Here is a 23,350-nt window from a genome sequence, read left to right as displayed (position 1 = left end):
CTTTCTAATGGAGTTTGTCGCCAAGCTCATTAGGCACCCTATCCCACATGGGTTCGGTCCGAAACTCCATTAGGATGACGGGATGGCTCACCTGGCCCTGGAGTTGGCCTCGACGATCAGGCACGACGGCCACGGTGGTGTGGCGGACGACCTGGACAGCGAGGAGGGCTTCCGGCAGTGGACACGTGACCACGTGGGAGACGTCGAAGGCGACCGTGACCAGGTCGTCGCACTGCGCCGCGCGGTCCGGACCCTGTTCGCGCACGCCGTGCGACCCGCTGAGCCGAGCAAGGCCGACGCGACGAACCTGCTCGAACCGCACGTCGCCCTCGAGATGGTGAACGCGGCGGCCGGGGACGTGCTGCGCGCCCCGCAACTGGACTGGCCCGACGACGGCGATCCCGCCATTCGGTACAAGGTGACCGGCGGCGACGAACTGCTCGCGACCCTGGCGCGAGCGGCGATCGAGTTCCTCGCGAGTGACGACCGGACGCGGCTGCGGGCATGCCCGGCGCCGCGGTGCGTGCGGTACTTCGTCAAGCAGCATCCGCAACAGGAGTGGTGCAAGCCGTCGTGCGGCAACCGTGCCCGGGTGTCGCGCTACTACAAGCGCAGGAACGAACCGGTTTAGTCGCGCTTCCGCCAGGGCAGCCCGTTGGCGGAGGTGGACGGGTGGCGGAGCAGCAGAACGGGGTGCCGCGCTTGATGCGCGTGACCGCCGCGGTGAGCTGGCGGGTAGTGGCGATCGCCGCGGCGCTGTACGTCGTCGGCCATGTGGTCGGGTTCCTCGCGCCGGTGGTCGTGCCACTCGCGATCGCGTTGTTGTTAGCGGCTTTGCTGGCTCCCGCGGTGTCCTTCCTGGTACGGCAACGGGTCCCGCGCGGCCTGGCCGTCGCACTGGTGATCGTCGGCGGTCTCGCGGTTCTCGGCGGGTTGCTGGCGTTCGTGATCACGACGTTCGTGAACGGCCTGCCGGCGCTGCGCACCCAGTTGTCCCGGAGCGTCGAGACCATTTCGGACTGGCTGACGAACGGTCCGCTGCACCTGAGCGACGACCAGTTGCGGCGGTTCCTCGACAACATCGTCACGTCCATCGCGGGCAACCAGGGCGAGCTCACCACCGGGGCGCTGAACACCGCGTTGACCATCGGCGAACTCCTCGCCCAGGCGCTGCTGGTGATCTTCTCGCTGATCTTCCTGCTCTACGACGGCCCGGGGATCTGGAACTTCCTGCTGCACGGCGTGCCCAACGGTTACCGCACCCGCGTCGACGTCGCCGGCCGCCGTGGCCTCGCCGCCTTGGTGAGCTACGTGCGAGCGACCGTCGCAGTGGCCACAGTGGATGCTGTCGGGATCGGCATCGGACTGGTCGCTCTGGACGTGCCGTTGGCGTTCCCGTTGGCGGCCTTGGTGTTCATCGGTGCGTTCGTGCCCATCGTCGGTGCGGTCGTCGCGGGCGGAGCCGCCGTCCTGATCGCCCTGGTGGCCAACGGCCCGGTCAGCGCGTTGATCCTGCTGGCCGTGGTGATCGCCGTCCAGCAACTCGAAGGCCACGTGCTGCAACCGTTGTTGCTCGGCCGCGCGGTCAAGTTGCACCCGCTGGCGGTCGTCCTGGTGATCTCGGCCGGTGTCGTCACCGCGGGCATCACCGGAGCGTTGCTGGCCGTGCCGCTGCTCGCGGTGCTCAACTCCGGCATCCGGTCACTGCGCAGCGAGGCCGACGAACACGTCGACCCCGAGGACGTGCACACCAGCGAGCCCGAGGACTCCGCGCCGGACGAGCCGGGCCTCGACCGGCACGACGACACGCCAGGGCCAGGCTAGGCCCCGTGCATCGATGTCCCCGGGTCGATCAGAGTCAGGCCCCGCGACCGGTCCGCTGCTGGAGTTCGTCGATGAGCTGGGACGCCTGGGCCTTGGTGAGGCCGTCGGGCACCTGCTCACCGGCCTCCTGGGCCAACGTGTTCAGGTAGGACTGCTGAGGGCCGGTCATCGGCTCGTCGCCGGTCGTCCACTCTTCGGGGTCCTTCTCGGGATTCGGCTGCGCCATCGGTCACCTCGCGTTGATCGGAACATACGTTCGACGGGTTACCCGGATGCTGCCCGGGTAATCCCCGCGCATGACCGAAGCCCTGGACCGAGCACACCAGGCCAAGCGCGCCTGGGCACGTACACCCGCGACCGAACGCGCGGCCATGCTGCACGCCGCCGCGGCGGAAGTCAGAGACCGTGCGGACGAACTCGCCGCCCGTAACGAGCAGGAGACCGGACGGCCCGCCGCCGACGCCAGGGAAGGCGTCCTCGCCGGCGCGGGCACGCTCGTCCAGTACGCCGAGCTGGGACCGGTGCACCGCGGACGCAGCCTGCTGGGCGGGTGGTCGGCGACGGACCTCATGGTCCCGGAACCACGCGGGGTCGTGGTCGCCCTGACGCCGTGGAACGACCCCGTGGCTGTGGCGTGCGGCCTGCTGGGGGCGGCGCTGGCCACGGGCAACGTCGTGATCCACAAGCCGAGTGAGCGCTCACCGGGCACGGGTGCGCTCCTGGACGAGATCCTGCGCAACCACCTGCCCGAGGACGTGTTGATCACCGTTCCGGGTGACGGGAAGGTAGGCGCCGAGCTGGTCGCGCAGCCGGGCATCGACGTCGTCGCGCACGTGGGTTCGACGGCGACCGGGCGTGGCATCGCCCGGTCGGTCCAGCCGGGGGTGAAGGTGCTGCTGGAGAACGGCGGCAACGACCCGCTGTTGATCGACCAGGACGTCGACCCGGAATGGGCGGCGAGCCAGGCGGTGACGGGCGCGTTCGCCAACTGCGGCCAGGTCTGCGTGTCGGTGGAACGGATCTACGTGCACCAGGACATCGCGAATCCCTTCCTGGACGCCCTGACCGCGCAGGCCAAGCAGCAGACGTTGCCGCCGTTGGTGGATCGCCGCCAGCGTGACCACGTCCACTCGCACGTGACCGACGCCGTCTCCCGTGGCGCGGAACTGCTGACGGGCGGCGAGATCCCCGGCGGGCCCGGCTCGTACTACCCGGCGACGGTGTTGTCCGGCTGCACCCCGGAAATGCGGGTGATGACTGAGGAGACCTTCGGCCCGGTCGCTCCGGTGATGGTGGTCGCCTCGTTCGAGGAAGGTCTCGAGCAGGCGATGAGCGGTGAATACGGCCTGGCGGCGACCGTGCTGACCTCGTCGATGGAGCACGCGCAGCAGGCCTGGCGGGAACTGCCGGCAGGCACGGTGAAGATCAACGCGGTCTTCGGCGGCGCTCCCGGCGGAGCCGCCCAGCCCCGGGGTACCAGCGGCACAGGCTTCGGCTACGGCCCGGAACTGCTCGACGAGATGACGGTGACCAAGGCAGTCCACATAGGACTAGCCCACCCACGCACACCCGTGTCCACCACTCCGAAACCCTGAAACCCCCACTCCAGCACCCCGAAAGCCCCGTTCCGGCACCCCGTGTCCTCCGTTGCGGCACCTCGTGTCGACCGTTGCGGCACCTCGTGTCGACCGTTGCGGCACTGCGTGTCCTCTGCCGAGGGCATGGCACGCGCCTTCGGCGACGGCATCGCGTCACCGAAAGCCGGATGCGAACTCGGGGTGCCGGAACGTGCATCTCGGGGTGCCGGAATGTGCATCTGGGGGTGCCGGAACGTGCATCTCGGGGTGCCGGAATGTGCATCTGGGGGTGGCGGAATGTGTATTTCGGGGTGCTGGAGTGGTGGACACGGGGTGCCGGAAAGGTGGACACGGGGTGCTGAGGGTGGGGCGGTTGAGGTTGGGCGGGCCGGGTATCCGGTCGGCGGACGTGATCATTCCTGCCGTGGAGGGCCGACTCATGGGTCTTGTCGTCTTGCTGCTGGTGATTTGGCTCGCGCTGTCGGTGCTCGGGTTCGTCGTCGAGGGACTGGTCTGGTTGGCGATTGTCGGCGTTGTGCTGTTCCTGGTCACCGGCGCGTGGAGCTTCGCGCGCCGGGGTGTCCGCCGTTAGGACTTCATGGCCGCACTGATCTACGCCGCCGCCGGGGCGGCGATGCTGGCGGCGGCGCTGCTGCCGAGGCTGCTGGGCAAGGCACCGATCTCGATGCCGATGGTGTTCCTCGCGGTCGGGGCGGTCGCGTTCACCGTCATCGACGGCTTACCGGACCCCGACCCGATCAGGTACAGCGCTGCAACGCAGCACCTGACCGAGCTGTGCGTGATCATCTCGCTGATGGGCGCGGGCCTCGCCCTCAACCGCGCGGTCGGCTGGAAACGGTGGTCCACGACGTGGCGGCTGCTCGCCATCACCATGCCGTTGTCGATGCTGGCGGTCGGACTGCTCGGCTGGGCGGTGCTGGGGCTGGGCGCGGCGGCCGCGGTCCTGCTCGGCGCCGTGCTCGCGCCGACCGACCCGGTGCTGGCCACCGAGGTCCAGGTCGCCGAACCGGCCGACGACAAGGACGATGACGACGACGAGACCCGGTTCGCCCTGACGTCCGAGGCGGGCCTGAACGACGGTCTGGCGTTCCCCTTCACGTACCTCGCGGTCGCGCTCACCACCCTCGCCCCGAACTGGCTGCTGAAATGGGCGGCCGTGGACGTGCTCTGGCGGCTGGCCGTCGGTGTCCTCCTGGGACTGGCGATCGGCTGGCTGCTCGGCAGGCTGTTCTTCACCGCGCGGTCGACGAAGATGCGGCTGGCCGAGCACGCGGAGGGATTCGTCGCGCTCGCGGCGACGTTCCTCACCTACGGCGCGACCGAACTCGCTGAGGGATACGGGTTCGTGGCCGTGTTCGTCTGCGCCTGCACCGTCCGGGCGGCCGAGCGGTCCCACGGGTATCACCGCGTTCTGCACCAGTACATCGAGCAGACCGAACGGATGCTCACCGTGGTGATCATCTTCCTGCTCGGCGGCGCGGCCGCGACCGGACTGCTGGCGGGCGCCACGTGGCAGGAAATCCTCGTCGCCGCGGCGGTACTGCTCGTCGTGCGGCCGTTGGCCGGGCTGGCCGGCCTGGTCGGCGCTCGCACCGGTCCCAGGGAGGGCTTGGTGGTCGCCTTCTTCGGCGTCCGCGGCGTCGGTTCGGTGTTCTACCTGGCATACGCCTTGTCAGCCGGGCCATTTCCTCATCCGGAGGCGTTGTGGCGGATCGTCGGCATGGTGGTGATCGGGTCGATCGTCCTGCACGGAATCACGGCGTCGCCGTCCATGCACGTGCTTGACAGGATCAGGGCCCGTGAACGGCCCCACGATTCCGGATACCTGTAATGTTCGGGCCAGTGTCACCGTCTAGCCAAGGGCGGGAAACAACTCGGCCGAGCATGGCCGCTGATCGACAGCGGGGTTGGACGTGGGTGGCATCTCTGTGGACAAGGCACGCCCGGATGGTGGCGAAGTCGGTGAGCCGGAGCTCCGGCAACTGCTCGCGGGGCTGACGGCCGTGCGCGACGGCGACTTCGGCATTCGCCTTCCTGAGGCGGAGAACGGACTGCTCGGCGAGATCGCGACGGTCTTCAACGGCATGGTGGACCAGTTGTCGCTGTTCACCTCCGAGGTCACGCGAGTCGCGCGGGAAGTCGGCAGCGAGGGCAGGCTCGGCGGCCAGGCGCAGGTGCCCGGCGTCTCCGGGACGTGGGAGGACCTGACCGACTCGGTGAACGCGATGGCGGGCAACCTGACCACGCAGGTGCGGGACATCGCGCAGGTCGCGACTGCGGTGGCCAAGGGCGATCTGTCGCAGAAGATCGACGTGGACGCGCGGGGCGAGATCCTGGAGCTCAAGGAGACCGTCAACACGATGGTCGACCAGCTCTCGTCGTTCGCCGACGAGGTCACGAGGGTGGCCCGGGAAGTGGGCAGTGAGGGCAGGCTCGGCGGCCAGGCCCAGGTGCCCGGCGTCGGCGGCGTGTGGCGGGAACTCACCGATTCGGTGAACTTCATGGCCGGCAACCTGACCGACCAGGTCCGCAACATCGCCCAGGTGACCACGGCGGTGGCCCAGGGTGACCTGTCGCAGAAGATCGACGTCGACGCGCGCGGCGAGATCCTTGAGCTGAAGAACACGATCAACACGATGGTCGACCAGCTGTCGTCGTTCGCCGACGAGGTCACGCGAATGGCGCGTGAAGTGGGCACCGAAGGGATCCTCGGCGGCCAGGCGGACGTCAAGGGCGTGTCGGGAACCTGGCGGGACCTCACCGACTCGGTGAACTTCATGGCCGGCAACCTCACCGCGCAGGTGCGGTCGATCGCCCAGGTGGCGACGGCCGTGGCCCGTGGTGACCTGTCGCAGAAGATCACGGTCACCGCCCGGGGTGAGATCCTCGAGCTGAAGAACACGATCAACACGATGGTCGACCAGCTCTCGGCCTTCGCCGACGAGGTCACCAGAGTCGCGCGCGAGGTCGGCACCGAGGGCCGGCTGGGCGGCCAGGCCGACGTCAAGGGCGTGTCCGGCACCTGGAAGGCCCTGACCGAGTCCGTGAACGTCATGGCGGACAACCTCACCGCGCAGGTGCGGTCGATCGCCCAGGTGACCACGGCGGTCGCGAAGGGTGACCTGTCGCAGAAGATCCGGGTGGACGCGCGGGGCGAGATCCTGGAGCTCAAGGAGACCATCAACACGATGGTCGACCAGCTGTCCGGATTCGCCGACGAGGTCACGCGGGTGGCCCGGGAGGTGGGCACGGAAGGAAACCTGGGGGGCCAGGCCGGTGTGCGGGGCGCCGAGGGCACGTGGAAGGACCTCACCGACAACGTCAACGTGATGGCGTCCAACCTGACCGGCCAGGTGCGGTCGATCGCGCAGGTCGCGACGGCGGTCGCCCGGGGCGACCTGTCGCAGAAGATCACCGTCGAGGCCAAGGGCGAGGTCGCCGCGCTGGCCGGCGTGATCAACACGATGGTGGACACCCTGTCGGCGTTCGCCGACGAGGTCACCAGGGTCGCCCGTGAGGTCGGCACCGAGGGAATCCTCGGCGGCCAGGCCCGTGTGCCGAACGTGGCGGGCACGTGGAAGGACCTGACCGACAACGTCAACTTCATGGCGAACAACCTGACCAACCAGGTCCGCAACATCGCCCAGGTGACCACGGCGGTGGCCCTCGGCGACCTGACGCGCAAGATCGACGTGGACGCGCGGGGCGAGATCCTGGAGCTCAAGACCACGATCAACACGATGGTCGACACGCTGTCCGCGTTCGCCGCGGAGGTCACGCGGGTGGCCCGTGAGGTGGGCAGTGAAGGCCGGCTGGGCGGTCAGGCCGAGGTCGAAGGCGTGTCCGGCACGTGGAAGCGGCTGACCGAGAACGTCAACGAGCTGGCCGGGAACCTGACCAGGCAGGTGCGTGCCATCGCCGGTGTGACCAGCGCCGTCGCCGAGGGCGACCTGACGCGGTCGATCACGGTCGAGGCGTCCGGTGAGGTCGCCGAGCTCAAGGACAACATCAACTCGATGGTGGAGTCGCTGCGCGAGACCACCAGGGCCAACCAGGAACAGGACTGGCTGAAGTCCAACCTGGCCAGGATCTCCAGCCTGATGCAGGGCCGCCGGGACCTCGCCGTGGTGGCCGAACTGGTGATGGACGAGCTCACGCCGCTGGTGTCCGCCCAGTACGGCGCGTTCTACCTGGCCGACGACACCGAGCTGCGGCTGATCGGCTCGTACGGGCACCCTGACGACACCCGTGCCACCACGTTCCGGCTCGGCCAGGGGCTGGTCGGGCAGGCCGCCAGGGTGCGGCGCACGATCGAGGTCGCCGACATGCCGCCGGACTACATCACGGTGTCGTCCGGCCTCGGCGAGACCAGGCCCAGCAACCTGATCGTGCTGCCGATCGTGGTCGAGGACCAGATCCTCGGCGTGATCGAGCTGGCCTCCGTGCACCGCTACACCCAGATCCACCGCGACTTCCTCGAACAGCTGATGGAGACCGTCGGCGTCAACGTCAACACGATCGTGGCCAACGCCAGGACCGACGAGCTGCTGCTGGAGTCCCAGCGACTGACCGCGGAACTGCAGGCCCGGTCCGAGGAACTGCAGGTGCGTCAGGAGGAACTCCAGCGCTCCAACGCCGAGCTGGAGGAGAAGGCGGCGCTGCTGGCCACCCAGAACCGGGACATCGAGACCAAGAACCTGGAGATCGAGCAGGCCCGGCAGGAGCTGGAGACGCGGGCGCAGCAGCTGTCGCTGGCGTCGAAGTACAAGTCGGAGTTCCTGGCCAACATGAGCCACGAGCTGCGCACCCCGCTCAACAGCCTGCTGATCCTCGCCCAGCTGCTGACCCAGAACGCCAGCCGCAACCTCACGCCCAAGCAGGTCGAGTACGCCAGCATCATCCACTCGGCCGGATCCGATCTGCTGCAGCTGATCAACGACATCCTGGACCTGTCCAAGGTCGAGGCGGGCAAGATGGACATCAGCCCGGAACGCGTGCCGCTGCGGCAGCTGCTGGACTACGTGGAGGCCACGTTCCGGCCGCTGACCACGCAGAAGAACCTGGACTTCCGGATCACCACGGCGTCGGGCGTGCCGGTCGACCTGCTCACCGACGACTCGCGGCTGCGCCAGGTGCTGCGCAACCTGTTGTCCAACGCGGTGAAGTTCACCGAGTCGGGCGGCGTCGAGCTGCGGATCGAACCCGCGCAGGCCGACGAACTGCCCGCGTCGGTCCGCAGGCACGGCCCGGCGATCGCGTTGCGCGTGATCGACACCGGCATCGGCATCCCCGAGCAGCAGCTGGAATCCATCTTCGGCGCGTTCCAGCAGGCCGACGGCACGACGAGCCGCAAGTACGGCGGCACGGGCCTGGGACTGTCGATCAGCCGCGAGATCGCGTACCTGCTCGGCGGCGCGATCGACGTGCGGAGCACGCCCGGCCAGGGCAGCGCGTTCACGTTCTACCTGCCGGTGTCCCGGCCGGACTTCGAGGACCTGGCCGCCGGCACGCACCAGGACGAGCAACCCGCCGAGGTCGAGCAACCACCCGCGTCCCCGGTGCGGCAGCGGCGGCTGCTCGTGATCGAGCCGCATCCACGGGGACTGCTGTCGCTGGTCGCGGAGAGTGCCGTCGGTGATCTGCCGATCGGCCCGGACCACGGGGACGACCGCGGACCGGTCGAGATCGTCACCGCCACGACGGCCGAGGAGGCGGCGGCCGCGCTCGCGGACAGCCCGTGCCATTGCATCGTGCTCGAAGCGGACATGCCGGACGGCGCGACGTGGACGTTCCTCGACGCGCTGGAACGGGATCCCGCGCTCCGCGACGTGCCGGTCCTCGCGCACAACAACCGCAGGCTGGACACCCGTCAGGAAGCCGCGTTGCAGGCTCGCGCCGAACCGATGGCGAGCCTGGACGAGCTGCGGGAGCGGATCGTGTTGCACCTGACCGCGGAGAAACTGCCGTTGGTCCGTGCGGAAAGCGCTGCCAAGCCCGCGCCTCGGACGTACGACGACCGCGTCGCCGGACGAACCGTGCTCGTCGTGGACGACGACGCACGCAACGTCTACGCGTTGACCAGCATGCTGGAGCTGCACGGAATCCAGGTGTTGCACGCGGAGAACGGCCGCAAGGGCATCGAGACGCTCACCGCGCACCAGGAGATCGACCTCGTCCTGATGGACGTGATGATGCCGGAGATGGACGGCTACGCGGCGACCGCGGCGATCCGGGCGATGCCGCAGTACGCCGAGCTGCCGATCATCGCGGTGACGGCCAAGGCGATGCCGGGCGACCAGGAGAAGAGCCTGGCCGCCGGAGCGAACGACTACGTCACCAAACCGGTCGACGCGGACCACCTGATCGCACGCATCCAGCACTGGCTCGACGCATGACCGAGCCGGTGCACAGGCTCGCGGCGACGGTTGAACGCCTGCGGGACGAGGTCCAGGAAGCGCACGCGTCGGCGGACGGCCGGGCCTTGGTCGAGCTGGCGAAGGGCATCCTCGTCGAGCGGTTGCGGTGCGGGCCCGTGCAGGCGGCCCAGCAGATCGAGGCGCTCGCCGAGCAGTCGGGCGTGTCGCTGCTCGAACTGGCCGCGGACATCGTCAACGACGTCGCCGCCGACCGGCTCACCGAGACCGCGTCGTCCACTGTGGACCGTGTGCGGCTGCGCAAGGCGGAGAGCGGCATGCTCGCGGCGGGCGACGCGCAGGCCGTCGCTCAGTCTTTGCTGGAACAGGCGCTTGTTCCGTTGGGTGCGGCGTCGGTGGCCGTGTGGGCGGTGGATTCGGACACATCGTTGAGGTTGGCGGGTTTCGCGGGCTTCACACCGCAGGAAGCCAGCCGTTGGCGTTATGTCCCACCGGGTGTGGCCACGCCGGCCCGGCGGGCGCTGGCCGAGCGTCGCACGGTGTGGTTGACGGACCTGGCCGGAGCCGGCCTGCCGTCGATCGGGCCTGCCAAGGGCGGCCGGGTCGCCGCGCCCGCGGCGATGGGCGGCCTGATCGCCGGGATTCTGGAGATCGGCTGGGCACAACCCCTTGAGCCGCAACCGGTCGCGGTGCGGCGGCAGATCGAGGCGCTGGCCGGGCTGTGCGCGCACACGTTGCACGAGGGGTCGGTCGGCAGACTGGACGAGGACGTGGCCCGGTTGTCGGACCTGGCCGACGGCATCCTGGACCCGGCGCTGGTGCTGGTTCCGCGACTGGATCAGGGCAGGGTGGCGGACTTCCGGATCCACCACCTGAACGAGCGGTTCGTCGATCCCGCGGGACGGCCGCGCAGCCTGGTCGACGGCACCCTGCTGCTTGAGGCGTATCCGATGGCAGCCGACCGGGGCGGGCTGTTCGAGAAGGTCGAGCACGTGCACGCCACCGGTGAGGCGTTCCGTGCCGGGGACATGGCGATCACGACCCTGGTCGCCGACGTTCCGGTGACCGTCATCGCGGACGTGAGCATCAGCCGGTTCGGCAACGCGGTCCTGCTGATCTGGCGTGTGCAGGACGAGACGACCCGGCTGACCAGCCTGCTCCAGCACGCGCAGCGGCTGGGCCGGATCGGCGGGTTCGACGAGAACGTGCTCACCGGCGAGGTCAGCTGGAACAGCCAGCTGTTCGAGCTGTACGGACTGCCGCCCGGCGCCCCGCCGGTGCCGCTGGATCAGCTCGGCACCCAGGCACATCCGGACGACGGCCCGGCGATCAGCCGCTTCCTGCGCTCGGTGCTGCACCATCGGAGGTCCGCGTCCACGGCGTTCCGGCTACAGCGGCCGGACGGGATCGCCCGGCACGTCCGGGTCATCGCCGAACCCGTCCTCGACACGGACAACCGGCTGCTGCACGTGCGTGGCGCGTACCAGGACATCTCGGCACAGCACTGGACCGAGGTCGCGCTTGCCGTGACCCGGGATCAGCTGGCGCAGACCGAGCAACACGCGGCCGAACGCGACCGCCTGGCGTTGCAGTTGCAGCGCGCGATCATGCCGTCGAGCCCTGATCCCATCGACACGTTCGGGCTGAGCATCGCCGTGCGGTATCTGCCCGCGGAGAGCGGCGCGTTGGTCGGTGGCGACTGGTATGACGCGGTTGTCCTGCCCACCAAGAAGATCCTGCTGTCGGTCGGCGACATCGCCGGGCACGGAATCGACGCGGCGACAGGCATGGTGGTGCTGCGTAACGCCTTGCGCGGGCTGGCGACGACCGGCGCCGGGCCCGGGAAGATGCTGACGTGGCTCAACCTCGTGGCACACCACCTGACCGACAGCGTGATGGCCACGGCGATCTGCGGGTTGTACGACCCGGAGACCCGGACTTTGTGCTGGGCCAGGGCCGGGCACCTGCCCCCGGTGCTCGTGCGCGACGGGCGGGCGAGCATGCTGCCGATGCCGCGCGGCAGCATGCTCGGTGTCGTCGCCGAGGCCGAGTACGAAGAGGCGCAGTTCGAACTCGAGCCCGCGGACATGCTGATGCTCTACACCGACGGCCTGATCGAGCGCCGCGACCGCAACGTCGACGAGGCCCTTGAGGAGTTGCGGGTGCTGGCCGAGACCACCAGAGGCCCGCTGGAACAGCGCCTCGACCGGCTGGTGCGGTACAGCAACGCGGACACGGACGACGACACCTGCATCGTGGCGGTACAGCTCAACTAAACGATCCCCGGGTGCCCGCCGCCGTGTCCACCACTCCGGCACCCTGTGTCGACCGTTGCGGCACCCCGAAATTCCCCTGCGCCACTGCCGCCCTGTCCGGCAACCGCGCCGCCACAAAGGAAACCCCGCTAACCCTCCGGGTAGAACACGAACAGCGTGCACCCGGTCCTGCTCTGCGGGATGTGCCACGAGCCGGCGGGGGCGTGGATGAACGATCCGGCCGGGTAGTCCTTGAAGCCGTCGTTGAAGACGCCGCTCACCACGTACACCTCTTCCGGGCCCGGCTCGTGCACGTCCTTGCCCTGCCAGCACGAGCCGGGGCCGAACTCCACCACGTCGGCGCCCGCGCCGTTCTCGCCTTTCCACAATGGACGAAGCCGGATGCCGGGGAACAGTTCCGTGGCGGGGGCGCCGGCGACGGCTGTCGGCGTGCGTTCAGGACTTGAGGGCGACGAGCACCTGGTCGTCGCCCACCTGCCAGAGCGGCGCGACACTGTCGAATCCCGCGGCGCGCAGGAGATCCGAGTGTTCCTTGATGGACAGCCGGTTCTCGGCGTGGGAGTCCTTGTGCGCCCGGCGGTCGGTACGTGCCTTGGCGAGCGTGGCCAGTTCGGGGGAGTCGTTGACCGCGTCCCACCACGCGCCCCACTCCTCGTTGTCCTCGACGCCGACTCGGGCCGCCCTGCGGTGCCGGACGACGCCGGCGATCTCGTCGAGCCGGTCGTCACCCAGCCTGATGTGGTCGCCGTTGACGAAGACACGCGTGATCACCCGGCCGAGTGTCCGGTAGAGGTCGGCCAGTTGGGCCTCGGTCAGCCAGTGCAGGGCGGTGGTGGACACGGCCGCGTGCACGACGGAGGGGATCTCGGCCTGCCATCCGGCGGTGGTGAGGTCGGCGTCCACCCAGGTGATGCCGTCCCGGTAGTGCGCACGTGCCAGCCCGAGCAGCAGGGGATCCGAGTCGATGCCGATGATCCTGGCGTGCGGCAGTCGTTCGTGCAGCCGCGCGGCCAGCGAACCAGGGCCGCAGCCGAGGTCGACGATCACCGGTTCCGCGACGTCGGCCAGTGCCGCCTCGACGACGTCACACAGCACCGTGAACCGCTCCTCGCGGTCGGCGATGTACCGCTCCTGCTGGGCATCCCACCGCCGCAGCCACGCCTCGGCCGCTTGGCTGGTCACCTGAGTCATGCTCCACCCCGTCACTGTCGTTATGATGTTTGCCAGTGACGTTGACTCTAGAGCCGGAAGGGGTGACTGGTCAATTGAACTTTGACAGTCACACGAGTGACGTGGTGGCCGCCGCTGTCGAAGCGGTCAACGTGCTCACGCCCGGACACGCGCTGGGACGCGAATACTCGGCGGCCGATCCCGATCTGCGCGGGCTCAGTCACGGAGAGCCGGTGCACAGGGAGGACGTGGAGGAGCTGCGTGCGTACGCGGCCAGGCTGCGTGAGGTCTTCACGGCGGTCGACGAAGGCCGTATCGACGAGGCCTGCGAGGCGACGAACCTCCTGCTCAAGGACACCCAGGCCGCGCCGATGCTGATGAAGCACGACGGCGAGCCCTGGCACGTCCACTTCCACACGGCGTCCGCCAGCTGGGCCCGCAGACGGGCCGCTCCGATGGCGACCGCACTGGCGATCGTGCTGGGAAACCCGATGTTCGACCGGCTGGGCGTGTGCACGGCGGTGGCCTGCGACCGGGTCTTCGTGGACGTCTCGCGCAACGGCACCCGGCGGTTCTGCTCGACCGCGTGCCAGAACCGCGTCAAGGCCGCGGCGTTCCGCGCCAGAAAGCAGGTTTGATCGACACCGGTTGCGGGGTAACTGCGCGGGCAAGTCCATGTGAGCTGAAGGAACGGGATAACACGTGGTCGGTGAGCTGCTCGAGGTGAAGACACTGCGCGACGAGTCGGGAGCGCAGGTGCTGGGCCTGGCCGGTGAGGTCGACCTCAGTACCGCGCCAACGCTGGAGAAGGCGATTCTGGCGGCACTCGGCGAGCTGACCGCCAGGACGCTGGTCGTGGACCTGACGAAGGTGACGTTCCTGGCGTCGGCGGGCATGTCGGCGCTGATCGCCGGCCGTGAGCGGGCGGCCGAGAAGGGCGTCGAGATGGTGATCGCCGCGTCGCCGCAGGGCGCCGCCTACCGATCACTGGAGATCGCCGGGCTGGTCGACGTGTTGCGGGTGCGTCCGGAGGTAACCCCTCCTGCGTGACGACTGATCCGCGGTACATGTACCCAGGCCCAGGACAGCAGTCCGGGCAACAGCAGGAACACCCGGGCACAGACTCGGATATGGGACCGAGCCCCGATCACGGCGAGCGGACCTATCGGGGCTGTGCCCGGTTGGACGACCGCAAGGCGGTGATCACCGGCGGCGACTCCGGGATCGGCAGGGCGGTGGCGCTGGCCTTCGCCCGGGAGGGCGCGGACGTCCTGCTGACCTACCTGCCGGAGGAGGAGAAGGACGCCAGGGCGACCGAAGCGCTGATCACCGACGCGGGCCGCAAGGCGGTGCTGGTGGCGGCGGACCTCCGGTCGGAGGACCAGTGCGCCCAGGTGGCCGATCGTGCGGTCGCGGAGTTCGGCCGGATCGACATCCTGGTCAACAACGCGGCGTACCAGATGTCCGCGGACGAGGGCCTGCTCGGCATCAGCACGGACCAGTTCGACCGTGTGCTGAAGACCAACCTCTACGCGCTGTTCTGGCTCTGCAAGGCCGCGGTCCCGCACATGCCGCCGGGGTCGAGCATCATCAACAGTTCCTCGATCCAGGCCTTCAACCCCTCGCCGGAACTGCTGGACTACGCGGTGACCAAGGCAGGCATCGTGAACTTCACCAAGGGCCTGGCGCTGAACCTGGTCGAACGCGGCATCCGCGTCAACTCGGTCGCGCCTGGTCCGGTGTGGACACCGCTGATCCCCGCGACGATGCCGCCGGAGAAGGTGGACTCGTTCGGCGGCCAGACCCCGTTGGGCCGAGCGGCGCAACCCGCGGAGCTCGCACCGGCGTACGTGTACTTCGCCTCCACCGACTCCAGCTATGTCACGGGCGAGATCCTCGCCGTCACCGGCGGGCAGTTCATCACGTAACCGGTCACGGACATGCCGGGACGCCCGGTGATTCCCCGCCGCGGGGGCCCGAGAACAAGATCAAGCCAGGCAGGATGACGTCATCGGCTTGCTCTTGAAGGGGTCCAGGGTGAACCAGGGGATCATGCTCCGGGCGCTGGTGGCCGGCGTGCTGGCCGCGCTCACTGTGGCGGCACCGGCGGCGGCGGGACAGGCGGACACCGGATCGTTCGAGGAGGCCGAGTTATGGGACTCGACCGACGATGACGCCTACGCCAGTTTCCACGCGCACGGACTGGCGGTGATCCCGGCCGGCACGGTGACTCCTGCCGGGAACGGTCAGCCGCTGGCCGACGACGTCGTGCTCACGTTCACCGAAGGGCGATTCAAGGTCGGTGACGACGGGCCGAAGGACCTGCTCGTCCGACGCAGCGTGGATGCGGGCCGCACGTGGTCGCCCAGCGCGCCCGTGGTTCCTGCCGATCCCGCGCACAGCTGGGGCAACGCCACACCGGTGGTGGACGAGCAGACCGGCCGCGTGTGCATGTTCTACAAGGGGTCCGGCGGCACGATCTTCGTCAAGCGGAGTGACGACGCGGGCGCGAGCTGGTCGGCACCGGAGGACTTGACCGGGCTGTTCGCGTCGAACCCGCACGGGTGGACGCGCAACAGCCCGATGCCAGGGCACGGTATCCAGCTTCGTAGCGGCCGGCTGCTGATGCCGGTCAATCACCGGGCACCTGATCCGGATCGCAACTACGGCGTCGACGTGCTCTACAGCGATGAACACGGCGCGCCCGGTTCGTGGCGCCGCGGTGCCGCTGCGCCGGTCAGCGATGCGTATCCGATCAACGAGAGCCGCGTGTACGAACGCAGTGATGGGACCGTGGTCATGAACGGCCGCTGGGGTGCGGGAGGTACTCGTTACCGCATCAGCACGACGAGCACGGATCAGGGCAAGACCTGGTCCGCCCCGGTCATCGAAGGCGCGACCGGGCAGTTCGGGTCCGTCGACGCGGGAATGGTGCAGTACACGCGCGGAGCGGTGAACCGGTTGCTGTTCAGCAGGCCGGATTCGTCGGCGCGGCAGAACATGACCGTCTCGATCTCGTACGACGAAGGCGCGAGTTATCGATACAGCCGTGTGGTCAACCCGGGTCCGTCGTACTACTCGGACCTGGCGCGCCTGTCGGACGGCACGATCCTGTTGGTGTACGGGCGAGACGGCACCATCCCGAGCTTCCCTGAGCGGATCAGCATGGCACGGTTCGACCTTGAGTGGCTGACCAAAGGACGGGACAGCCTGACGACGGGTCCTGGGCTCACCCAACACGAATACGAACTGGCGATTCCGGAAGCCCGGACCAACACGGGAACCGCCGCGCCTGTCGTAACCAACGCCAATGCCCGAGGCGGCAAAACCCTGCGCTACGCGGCTTCGTCGGGTGCCTACGTCGAGGTCCCGTTCGACGTTCCCCAGGCCGGGACGTACGAGGTGGCCGTACGACTCCATCGCCTCGCTGACCGGGGACAGCTTCGGGCGAGCATCGACGGCACATCGCTGACTCACGGCGTGGTCGATCCGGCGATGACAGCGGGGGAGGGCTTCCAGCTCTATCCGCTGGCCACGGTCCCGCTCACGGCCGGGCGGCACTCGATCCGGCTCACGCTGGCGGGCCCTGGCCGCGGCGGCGGAACCGTCCTCGCGGCCGACCAGTTGATGCTGACCAAGGCGGCACAACCGGCGGACGCGCCGAGTGTGGTGGCGGACAACGACTCCCTGCCCAGTTTCGAGGTGCTGTCCGGTTCGTGGACCCGGCAGGACGACGTCACCGGGGATTACGGCCAGAGCCAGCACTCGCATCCCGCAGGCACCGGTACCGCGAAGGTCCGGTTCCGGCCGGACGTGCCGATGGGCGGCGTGTACGAGGTTTCCACCTGGTACCGGGCCGCGTCGAACCAGGCATCGAACGCCACCTACACGGTTCGCCATGCCGAGGGGCAGTCGACGGTCACAGTGGACCAACGGTCCGGCGGCGGACGATGGGCGCGACTGGGCGAGTTCGTCTTCGCGGGCGGCGGCGCGGGCACGATCGAACTGTCGAACGCCGCTGACGGAGTCGTTGTCGCCGACGCGATCCGCCTCGCTTATCGCGGTGCGGTCACCGACAACGACGCAGCCGGATTCGAAACCGCCTCAGGCGACTGGAATGCGGCGACAGGCGTTGACGGCTACTACGGCGCGAACTACCGCACCCACACCGCCGGCAACGGCGACGCAGTCGTCCGTTGGAGGCCCCAGGTTCACACGAGCGGGTTGTATGACGTCTCCGTGCGCTACACCGAGCACACGAACCGCGCGCCGAACGCCGTGTACAAGGTCAACCATTCGGCTGGTTCCACGCCTGTGGAGATCGATCAACGCACTCGGGGCGGGCAGTGGGTGTCGCTGGGATCCTTCCAGTTCACCGCGGGTGACGCCGGCTCGATCGAATTGTCCGACGCTGCCAACGGATATGTCGTCGCTGACGCCGTCAGGCTGATATACCACGGCATTGTCGTCGACAACGACGATCCGGGCTATGAAGTGGTATCCGGGACGTGGAACCGTGCGACCGGCGTGAGCGAGTACTTCGGGGAGTCCTACCGGACTCACCCCGCAGGCAACGGCTCCTCGGTTGTGCGATGGAGTACTCAAGTACCTCACAACGGCGTGTACCACGTCGCCGTCTGGTACACAGCCCATGAGAACCGCGCGACGAACGCGACTTACCGGGTCGCTCACGCCGACGAAGTGACCTCTGTCCCGGTCAACCAGCGCACTCGCGGTGGGCAGTGGGTATCGTTGGGAGCGTTCCCATTCCGGGCCGGTGTTCCCGTCACGATCGAGCTTTCCGACAGTGCCAATGGATACGTCGTCGCCGACGCCGTACGCCTTATCGGGTGATGTGACGGGAAAACCGGGGTTTGCCGCCGGGACGGATGGGTAACTTCCTTCGCACCAGGGGACAGGCGAGGTGATCGGCATGCGCAAGGAGCGCCATCGGGTGGCGGTTCTGGACGTGGGGTGCTTCAGCGCGCATCTGGTGGTGGCGCAGCGTGACCGTTCCTCTCCCTTTCGTTCGGTGGTGTCCAAGAAAGTCCGGCTGCGGCTGGACAGGGCGATCGACGACTCGGGCCGGATCAGCCCCGCAGGCATCGAGCAGGTCGCGGACGCGGTGCGCAAGGTCCGGCGGCATCTCCAGGACGTTCCCGTGTCGGCGTTCGTACCGTTCGCGACCTCGTCCGTTCGTGACGCGGCGAACGCGGACGAAGTGATCGACCGCGTCGTCCGGCGGACGGGCGTGGAACTCCAGGTCCTGCCCGGCGAACGCGAGGCGCACCTGTCGTACATAGCCGCACGGCACTGGTTCGGGCCGTCGGCTGGAACGCTCACGGTGCTGGACGTCGGTGGCGGAACGGTCGAGCTGGCCGTCGGCCGTGACGAGCAGCCGTTGCTCACGCGCTCCCTGCCGTTGGGTGCCCGGACGCTGACCAGGCTGGGACTGGACAGCGACGAGCGCCTGCCGGAGTTGTGGGAGGAGGTCGCCGACCGCGTCGCCGAAGCCCTGTCCCGGCAAGAGATCGCCGAGGCCATGCGCGGACGTGCTGTCGGTTGCTCCAAGGTGTTCCAGCAGTTGGCCCGCCTGGCCGGGGCCCGCAGGCACCACGTCGTCACCCGTCAGGACCTGATGGAGTGGATCCCCCGGCTGGCGGCACTTCCGGCCCACCGCCGCGCGAAGCTTCCCGGCATCTCGCGCCACCGCGCGCACCAGTCCGTCGCCGGAGCGGTGGTCGCCGAGTCGCTCATGCGCGCGACGGGTCATGACGTGGTCGGGATCTGCCCGTGGTCGACCAAGGAAGGCCTGCTGATCGACCTGCTCATGAACACAGACCGGGCCGCCACCCGGTTCGCGGCATAGGTTTCAGAGCGCACCGCGCAGGTACGCGGCATTCACCTGTGCGTCGTCGGCGAAGCAGTTGTTCATCACGACGTACGTGGTCCGCGCCTGTTCGGCCAGGTCCCGGATCTTGGCCGCCCACTCGTCGAGTTCGCCCTCGGAGTAGCGATACCGGTACTTCTCCTCCTTGGTCCCGGTGTCCCACAGCTGACTGTGCCCGTGGAACCGGACGACGGCATCGTCCGAGGTGACGGCCAGCACGGGCGGAATCGGGCGGGGCATGTCGACGCACACGTACGTGATGTCATGCGCCGCAAGGAAATCCAGCTCGTCCGGAACCCAACCGGCCGCTCGGAACTCCACGCAGATCCGGAGGGGAGCTGTGCGGCGCCGACACTCCAGCAAGTACTCCCGTGCACTGTCACCGGGCCGGAACCACGGTGGGAACTGGAACAACAGCAACCCGAGCTTCCCGGCCTCGTGCACCGGCGCCACTGTGTTCAGGAACCGGTCCCATAACGCGTCGACATGCGTGCGTGCCAAGTGCCGTTGCCCCACGCTTCCCCGGTCCGTCTGCCGGAGATCCGGTGGCAGCATGGCGGTCTTCGTCTGGTGGTGGGTCAACAGGCTGAACGCCTTGATGTTGAAGACGAAACCTTCGGGAGTGCGATCCGCCCATGCCTTGGTGGTGGCCGGATCGGGAAGCGCGTAGTGCGTCGAGTTGACTTCGACGAAGTCGAACTGCTTGGCATAGAACCGTAACCGCTGTTCGGGAGTGTGCACTCCGCGCGGATACCACCGCGCGGCGATGAGGGATTTGTCAGACCAGCCTGCGGTACCCACCCGTATCGATCCCACGCGCCTTCGCTTACCCCATGGACTCAGTCGTTAAGCGCGGCGGAGCAAACGCGGCCGCTGAGCCGGGTCGCGGCTTTGACGTGACCGTCCACTGTGCACCAGCGACCAGCGCCAGCAGGCCGAGTGTGCAGTGCTCGGTGTGCACCTGGTTGCCAGGCCCCAACGAGCCTCGCTCAGCGAGCGTGCGGAGCCCGGAGCCGAGCGAACCTCGTGTATGGACAACGGCTTGCGGCGTGAAGACGACAACCGCGTCCTGATCAGGAGTGCGCACTGGGAATTCGTTGTAGGACACCGGCTCCGCGAGCTTCTGGGCGGACAGCGCGCCACGGGGAACTCCGGGCAGCCACGGACCGGACCGGACGTGCCGGACGGGAAGCTTGCGGTAGGCAGGCGGGGAAAGGCTGCCGCGGCGTGCGACGGCACGTGCCAAGCCGGAGTACAGCAGGGATTCCGCCGCGGCCCACTTCGGTTTCACCAGATCGGCGCGGCTCCGGAACAGCTCCGGGGTACCGCCCGGCTCGACGAACACGATCGTCCCACCGGCCGCGACGGTACCGAGAGCGAGCACGATCGCGCTGATACCAGGGCGGACGGAGAACAGCATCCGGTCGCCCGGCGTGAAGCCGTTGGCGCGCAGATGGTGTGCCGTACCGAGCACCTGGGCCAGCAGATCGCCGTACGTGATCACGCCCCGGCGGTCGGCGACAGCAGGGGAGGAGCGGTGCTGACGTGCCGCGTTGAGAACGTCCACAATCAGATCAGCGGGCACGGCGCACCACCATTCTGTGACGACTCGGAATCAGGACACGGCGGGCGGCCACATCCTTGTTGTCAGGCTAAGAGCCCAGGAGCGGCGCGCGCGTGCGTAGAACTACTCGACTGACCCGGCTTTCCCGGGATCGCCGTTGCGGTCCGTCACTCGTCGAGTACATTGTGCGTGTTGACCTTGAGGGGGTGAGCGGATGCAGCGATCCGAGTCATGGCTCGCCATGACCGTGAAACGGTTGCTGGCCGAGAAGTACGGCGGGCGAATTCCGGGGGTACGGAAAATCTCCGCCGATATCGCCGCGGCGAACAACGGCGACACGATCTCGCACGGCCACGTGCACAACATCCTCACCGGTGAGGCGGAAAACCTGACAGACCGGACACGGGTTCTGCTCGCCCGGTTCTTCGGCAAGCAGCCGTCCTTTTTCCACGCGCCCCAGGAAGGCGACGCGCCGAGTGCGGATTCGGTCCACGCGCTCGCCGCCCGGTTGGCCACTTTCGACCAGGCTCAGCTGGACGCCATCAGGACCGCATTGGACATTGCCTCCGGTCAGCGGCGTTCCGACGACCGTTAGACCGTTCGGGGTTTCACGGTGGCCGCGAGCCATGAGACGGTGCAGGCTATGACGTGGAAACAGGCGCGTGCCGAGGCAGTCGGCCTGATGGCGGAATTGCCACCACTACCGCGGCCGTGGCGGATCGAGGACCTGTGCACGAGCCTGGCCGAGCGACGTGGCCGGCCATTGCTGCTGCTCGAACTGGATTTGGCGGCGCTGCCGTTCGGCCTGTGGTATTTCGACGGCGAACGTGACCACATCATTTCCCGTGCCGGCACGACCGGATACCACCGGGATCACATCATCCTGCACGAGATCTGCCACATGCTGGCCGGGCACAACACCGCGCAGGCTGCGTCCGCCGGGGGCGGTATGGCGTCCACGGTGATCGAGGCGGCGCTGGCCAACCCGCACACCAACGCCCACGAGGAACTCGCCGAGGCGTTCGCGACCGTCGTGCTCAAGCAGGCGAGGAAACGCCCACCGGGCGGCGACTTCGAGCAGCGCGCGTCGGCCGTCTTCGGCGCCACCTGATGTGGGAGGACATCTCCAGATGGGCGATCCTGACGGTCGTCTGGGTCGTCGTGCTCGTCCGCACCCCGGCGATGCTGCGGGACGCCAACCAGCGCCCGTTATGGGTCGTGCTCATGGTGATCGCCCTCGGCGCGATCCCGATCCAGCCGTGGTTCGCCGACTGGATCGACCAGCTCACCGGTGACCCGAAGTTCCACAACCTGTTCCGCGGCCTGTTCGCGGTCCTCGACGCGGCTGTGACGTGGCGTTTTGTCGTACACATCGCCGGCCGTAAGGACACCCGGTGGCATAGCCCCCTCGTGAGTGTTTATCGGTGTTCTAACCCTGATAAACACTCACGAGGGGTGACCAGGGGTTACGCGCGCAGGGCGTCGATGAACCATTCCTCCGGCGGGCGCTGGTTCCGTGCCGCACTGGCGTGGGGTGTCGGTGTCGCGATCACCATCTGCTATTACGTGGCGCCTGCCGCGCAACGGTTCCTGCCCTCGCCGGACGGCCCGTTCGCGCTCTACAACCTCCTGATCTTCCTGTATCTCGGCATCTCGCTCGGCGCGGCCGCCTGGCAGATGTGGCGGCACCTGCCTGAGGTGCGCGGCCGGACGTTGCGTGCGGGCCTGGCGCTCGTCGCGATCGGCAACGCGATGGAGGTGCCTTTCGCGGCGATCCGGCTGGGGGAGCGGCTGACGTGGTTCGCCTCGCCCGTGCTGACCGATGTCGCGTTCTACGCGTCCGCCGCGCGGTTCCTGATGGTGCCGACCGGGTGCGTGGTCGCGGCGTTCGAACCGATGCGCACGGCCTTGCTGTACTACTTCCGGCGAATCCGGCTCTATTCACTCTGGCGTTCACTCAGGGCGGCGACGCCGGAAATAGCCCTGGCACGGCCGATGTCCCGCTGGCAGGATTTCGCCACCATGGACAACGCGTGGGAAAGGCTGCACCGGCGGATCATCGAAATCCGGGACAGCGCGTTCTACCTGCACGACACATGGTGCTGGCCGGAACTCGTCGACCGGGCGGCGAAAAACGCCGACGGCGATCGCATTGGTGTCACGGCGCGGTGGCTGGAAGTCGCGAAGCGCGAGAGCCTGGCCGGTTCGCCGAAACGTTATCAGCCGGTGGACAAGGCGTTCCTTCCCGCGCTGGCCGCTGACGAGTCCACTGTGCGCGAGGAGACCCGATATCTGCTGAGACTTCGCCGTGAGCTCGGATCGCCTGCGGTACAAGCCTTTGCGGCCTCGATACGGCAGGATTCGGTGACCGGGCATTAGCGTCCACTGGCCGTCTACCACGCTTGACGCGTGACGGTGCGTGTCGTAGTGTCCACTGTGCGACGACGCAGTTCCGGGCTCGGGTCGTACGCGGGTGAAATCGATAGCCGTGCCTGATCACACTCGACAAACACGGCCGCGGTGGTTTCGCTCGGAGGCCCGAACTGGGGGTGCCTCCGAGCGTGAGCACCACAACCAACCGCGAATCGGGTAATTCACCAGCCGCATTTCCGGCGCGTTGAGGCCCATCGCGCCTGCGCGTAGCGTCACTGGTC

Annotated in this window: 20 protein-coding genes; 15 read left to right on the top strand and 5 right to left on the bottom strand. The window is 68.3% G+C overall.

The genetic code is table 11. The annotated features are described in order from the left end of the window. The first annotated feature begins 82 nt into the window (after positions 1-82). Together GC106_RS14370 and GC106_RS14365 are read left to right on the top strand one after the other, a co-directional pair. Positions 83-631: a CGNR zinc finger domain-containing protein gene (locus GC106_RS14370; RefSeq protein WP_173129665.1), complete on the top strand. Its 549-nt coding sequence runs from the start codon at positions 83-85 to the stop codon at positions 629-631. 41 nt (positions 632-672) lie between these two features. Further along, positions 673-1,824 (top strand): AI-2E family transporter, encoded by a 1,152-nt coding sequence (locus tag GC106_RS14365; RefSeq protein ID WP_376777735.1) that lies wholly within the window; start codon positions 673-675, stop codon positions 1,822-1,824. A gap of 34 nt (positions 1,825-1,858) precedes the next feature. Here the strand turns inward: GC106_RS14365 and GC106_RS14360 are convergent, their stop codons facing one another. Further along, positions 1,859-2,050: a DUF3072 domain-containing protein gene (locus tag GC106_RS14360; RefSeq protein WP_173129663.1), complete on the bottom strand. Its 192-nt coding sequence runs from the start codon at positions 2,048-2,050 to the stop codon at positions 1,859-1,861. A gap of 70 nt (positions 2,051-2,120) precedes the next feature. Here GC106_RS14360 and GC106_RS14355 point away from each other — a divergent pair, with 70 nt between their 5' ends. The 5 genes from GC106_RS14355 (at position 2,121) to GC106_RS14335 (ending at position 12,072) form a co-directional block, all read left to right on the top strand. Further along, positions 2,121-3,419: an aldehyde dehydrogenase family protein gene (locus GC106_RS14355; RefSeq protein WP_173129660.1), complete on the top strand. Its 1,299-nt coding sequence runs from the start codon at positions 2,121-2,123 to the stop codon at positions 3,417-3,419. Positions 3,420-3,840: 421 nt separating this feature from the next. Continuing rightward, positions 3,841-3,993: a hypothetical protein gene (locus tag GC106_RS14350; protein ID WP_173129657.1), complete on the top strand. Its 153-nt coding sequence runs from the start codon at positions 3,841-3,843 to the stop codon at positions 3,991-3,993. 6 nt (positions 3,994-3,999) lie between these two features. Next, positions 4,000-5,253, top strand: a complete 1,254-nt coding sequence (locus GC106_RS14345) for a cation:proton antiporter (protein ID WP_173129654.1) — start codon at positions 4,000-4,002, stop codon at positions 5,251-5,253. Between the two features lie 82 nt (positions 5,254-5,335). Beyond that, on the top strand, positions 5,336-9,817 hold the full coding sequence (locus tag GC106_RS14340; RefSeq protein ID WP_312872646.1) for a HAMP domain-containing protein: 4,482 nt from the start codon (positions 5,336-5,338) through the stop codon (positions 9,815-9,817). Then, positions 9,814-12,072, top strand: a complete 2,259-nt coding sequence (locus GC106_RS14335) for a SpoIIE family protein phosphatase (protein WP_173129651.1) — start codon at positions 9,814-9,816, stop codon at positions 12,070-12,072. The genes GC106_RS14340 and GC106_RS14335 overlap by 4 nt, the downstream gene beginning before the upstream one ends. A gap of 128 nt (positions 12,073-12,200) precedes the next feature. Here the strand turns inward: GC106_RS14335 and GC106_RS14330 are convergent, their stop codons facing one another. Together GC106_RS14330 and GC106_RS14325 are read right to left on the bottom strand one after the other, a co-directional pair. Next, a complete protein-coding gene (locus GC106_RS14330; RefSeq protein WP_217280530.1) occupies positions 12,201-12,467 on the bottom strand; it encodes a cupin domain-containing protein in 267 nt (88 codons plus the stop codon). 40 nt (positions 12,468-12,507) lie between these two features. Next, positions 12,508-13,254, bottom strand: a complete 747-nt coding sequence (locus GC106_RS14325; RefSeq protein ID WP_312872645.1) for a class I SAM-dependent methyltransferase — start codon at positions 13,252-13,254, stop codon at positions 12,508-12,510. 83 nt (positions 13,255-13,337) lie between these two features. Here GC106_RS14325 and GC106_RS14320 point away from each other — a divergent pair, with 83 nt between their 5' ends. From GC106_RS14320 to GC106_RS14300, 5 genes are all read left to right on the top strand, one after another. After that, positions 13,338-13,880, top strand: coding sequence for a CGNR zinc finger domain-containing protein (locus GC106_RS14320; RefSeq protein ID WP_173129642.1), 543 nt, complete (start codon positions 13,338-13,340; stop codon positions 13,878-13,880). A 64-nt stretch (positions 13,881-13,944) separates the two neighbouring features. Further along, entirely contained in the window at positions 13,945-14,292 is a 348-nt protein-coding gene (locus GC106_RS14315) for an STAS domain-containing protein (protein ID WP_217280481.1), read from the top strand. Positions 14,293-14,309: 17 nt separating this feature from the next. After that, positions 14,310-15,170 carry an SDR family oxidoreductase gene (locus GC106_RS14310; protein WP_173129872.1) on the top strand — a complete coding sequence of 287 codons (861 nt, stop codon included), beginning with the start codon at positions 14,310-14,312 and terminating at the stop codon, positions 15,168-15,170. 109 nt (positions 15,171-15,279) lie between these two features. After that, on the top strand, positions 15,280-18,096 hold the full coding sequence (locus GC106_RS14305; protein ID WP_173129639.1) for a golvesin C-terminal-like domain-containing protein: 2,817 nt from the start codon (positions 15,280-15,282) through the stop codon (positions 18,094-18,096). Positions 18,097-18,175: 79 nt separating this feature from the next. Continuing rightward, complete coding sequence (locus GC106_RS14300) at positions 18,176-19,111, top strand: Ppx/GppA phosphatase family protein (protein WP_173129636.1); 936 nt, start codon at positions 18,176-18,178, stop codon at positions 19,109-19,111. Between the two features lie 3 nt (positions 19,112-19,114). Here the strand turns inward: GC106_RS14300 and GC106_RS14295 are convergent, their stop codons facing one another. Beyond that, positions 19,115-19,933, bottom strand: coding sequence for a DUF72 domain-containing protein (locus tag GC106_RS14295; RefSeq protein WP_512698682.1), 819 nt, complete (start codon positions 19,931-19,933; stop codon positions 19,115-19,117). Positions 19,934-19,958: 25 nt separating this feature from the next. Further along, positions 19,959-20,717: an AMP-binding protein gene (locus GC106_RS14290; RefSeq protein ID WP_173129631.1), complete on the bottom strand. Its 759-nt coding sequence runs from the start codon at positions 20,715-20,717 to the stop codon at positions 19,959-19,961. Between the two features lie 193 nt (positions 20,718-20,910). On the opposite strand from GC106_RS14290, the gene GC106_RS14285 reads away from it, so the two are divergent. The 3 genes from GC106_RS14285 to GC106_RS14275 are packed head-to-tail and all read left to right on the top strand — an operon-like array spanning position 20,911 to position 23,075. Continuing rightward, positions 20,911-21,291: a hypothetical protein gene (locus GC106_RS14285; protein WP_173129628.1), complete on the top strand. Its 381-nt coding sequence runs from the start codon at positions 20,911-20,913 to the stop codon at positions 21,289-21,291. Between the two features lie 48 nt (positions 21,292-21,339). Next, positions 21,340-21,807, top strand: a complete 468-nt coding sequence (locus tag GC106_RS14280; protein ID WP_173129625.1) for a hypothetical protein — start codon at positions 21,340-21,342, stop codon at positions 21,805-21,807. Continuing rightward, positions 21,807-23,075 carry a DUF6545 domain-containing protein gene (locus GC106_RS14275; RefSeq protein ID WP_173129622.1) on the top strand — a complete coding sequence of 423 codons (1,269 nt, stop codon included), beginning with the start codon at positions 21,807-21,809 and terminating at the stop codon, positions 23,073-23,075. The genes GC106_RS14280 and GC106_RS14275 overlap by 1 nt, the downstream gene beginning before the upstream one ends. The last annotated feature ends 275 nt before the right edge of the window (positions 23,076-23,350 follow it).

Source organism: Kibdelosporangium persicum, from assembly GCF_013280595.1.
Lineage (GTDB): Bacteria > Actinomycetota > Actinomycetes > Mycobacteriales > Pseudonocardiaceae > Kibdelosporangium > Kibdelosporangium persicum.
The sequence above is the reverse complement of the archived record's forward strand: the minus strand, read 5'-3'. Positions and strand labels throughout refer to the sequence as shown.

What these genes read in the sequence shown, in the direction of transcription:
- GC106_RS14285 (WP_173129628.1), top strand. Translation starts at nt 20,911, where the DNA reads ATGCAGCGATCCGAGTCATGGCTCGCCATGACCGTGAAACGGTTGCTG.
- GC106_RS14280 (WP_173129625.1), top strand. Translation starts at nt 21,340, where the DNA reads ATGACGTGGAAACAGGCGCGTGCCGAGGCAGTCGGCCTGATGGCGGAA.
- GC106_RS14355 (WP_173129660.1), top strand. Translation starts at nt 2,121, where the DNA reads ATGACCGAAGCCCTGGACCGAGCACACCAGGCCAAGCGCGCCTGGGCA.
- GC106_RS14335 (WP_173129651.1), top strand. Translation starts at nt 9,814, where the DNA reads ATGACCGAGCCGGTGCACAGGCTCGCGGCGACGGTTGAACGCCTGCGG.
- GC106_RS14345 (WP_173129654.1), top strand. Translation starts at nt 4,000, where the DNA reads ATGGCCGCACTGATCTACGCCGCCGCCGGGGCGGCGATGCTGGCGGCG.
- GC106_RS14360 (WP_173129663.1), bottom strand. Translation starts at nt 2,050, where the DNA reads ATGGCGCAGCCGAATCCCGAGAAGGACCCCGAAGAGTGGACGACCGGC.
- GC106_RS14350 (WP_173129657.1), top strand. Translation starts at nt 3,841, where the DNA reads ATGGGTCTTGTCGTCTTGCTGCTGGTGATTTGGCTCGCGCTGTCGGTG.
- GC106_RS14300 (WP_173129636.1), top strand. Translation starts at nt 18,176, where the DNA reads ATGCGCAAGGAGCGCCATCGGGTGGCGGTTCTGGACGTGGGGTGCTTC.
- GC106_RS14310 (WP_173129872.1), top strand. Translation starts at nt 14,310, where the DNA reads ATGTACCCAGGCCCAGGACAGCAGTCCGGGCAACAGCAGGAACACCCG.
- GC106_RS14275 (WP_173129622.1), top strand. Translation starts at nt 21,807, where the DNA reads ATGTGGGAGGACATCTCCAGATGGGCGATCCTGACGGTCGTCTGGGTC.
- GC106_RS14370 (WP_173129665.1), top strand. Translation starts at nt 83, where the DNA reads ATGGCTCACCTGGCCCTGGAGTTGGCCTCGACGATCAGGCACGACGGC.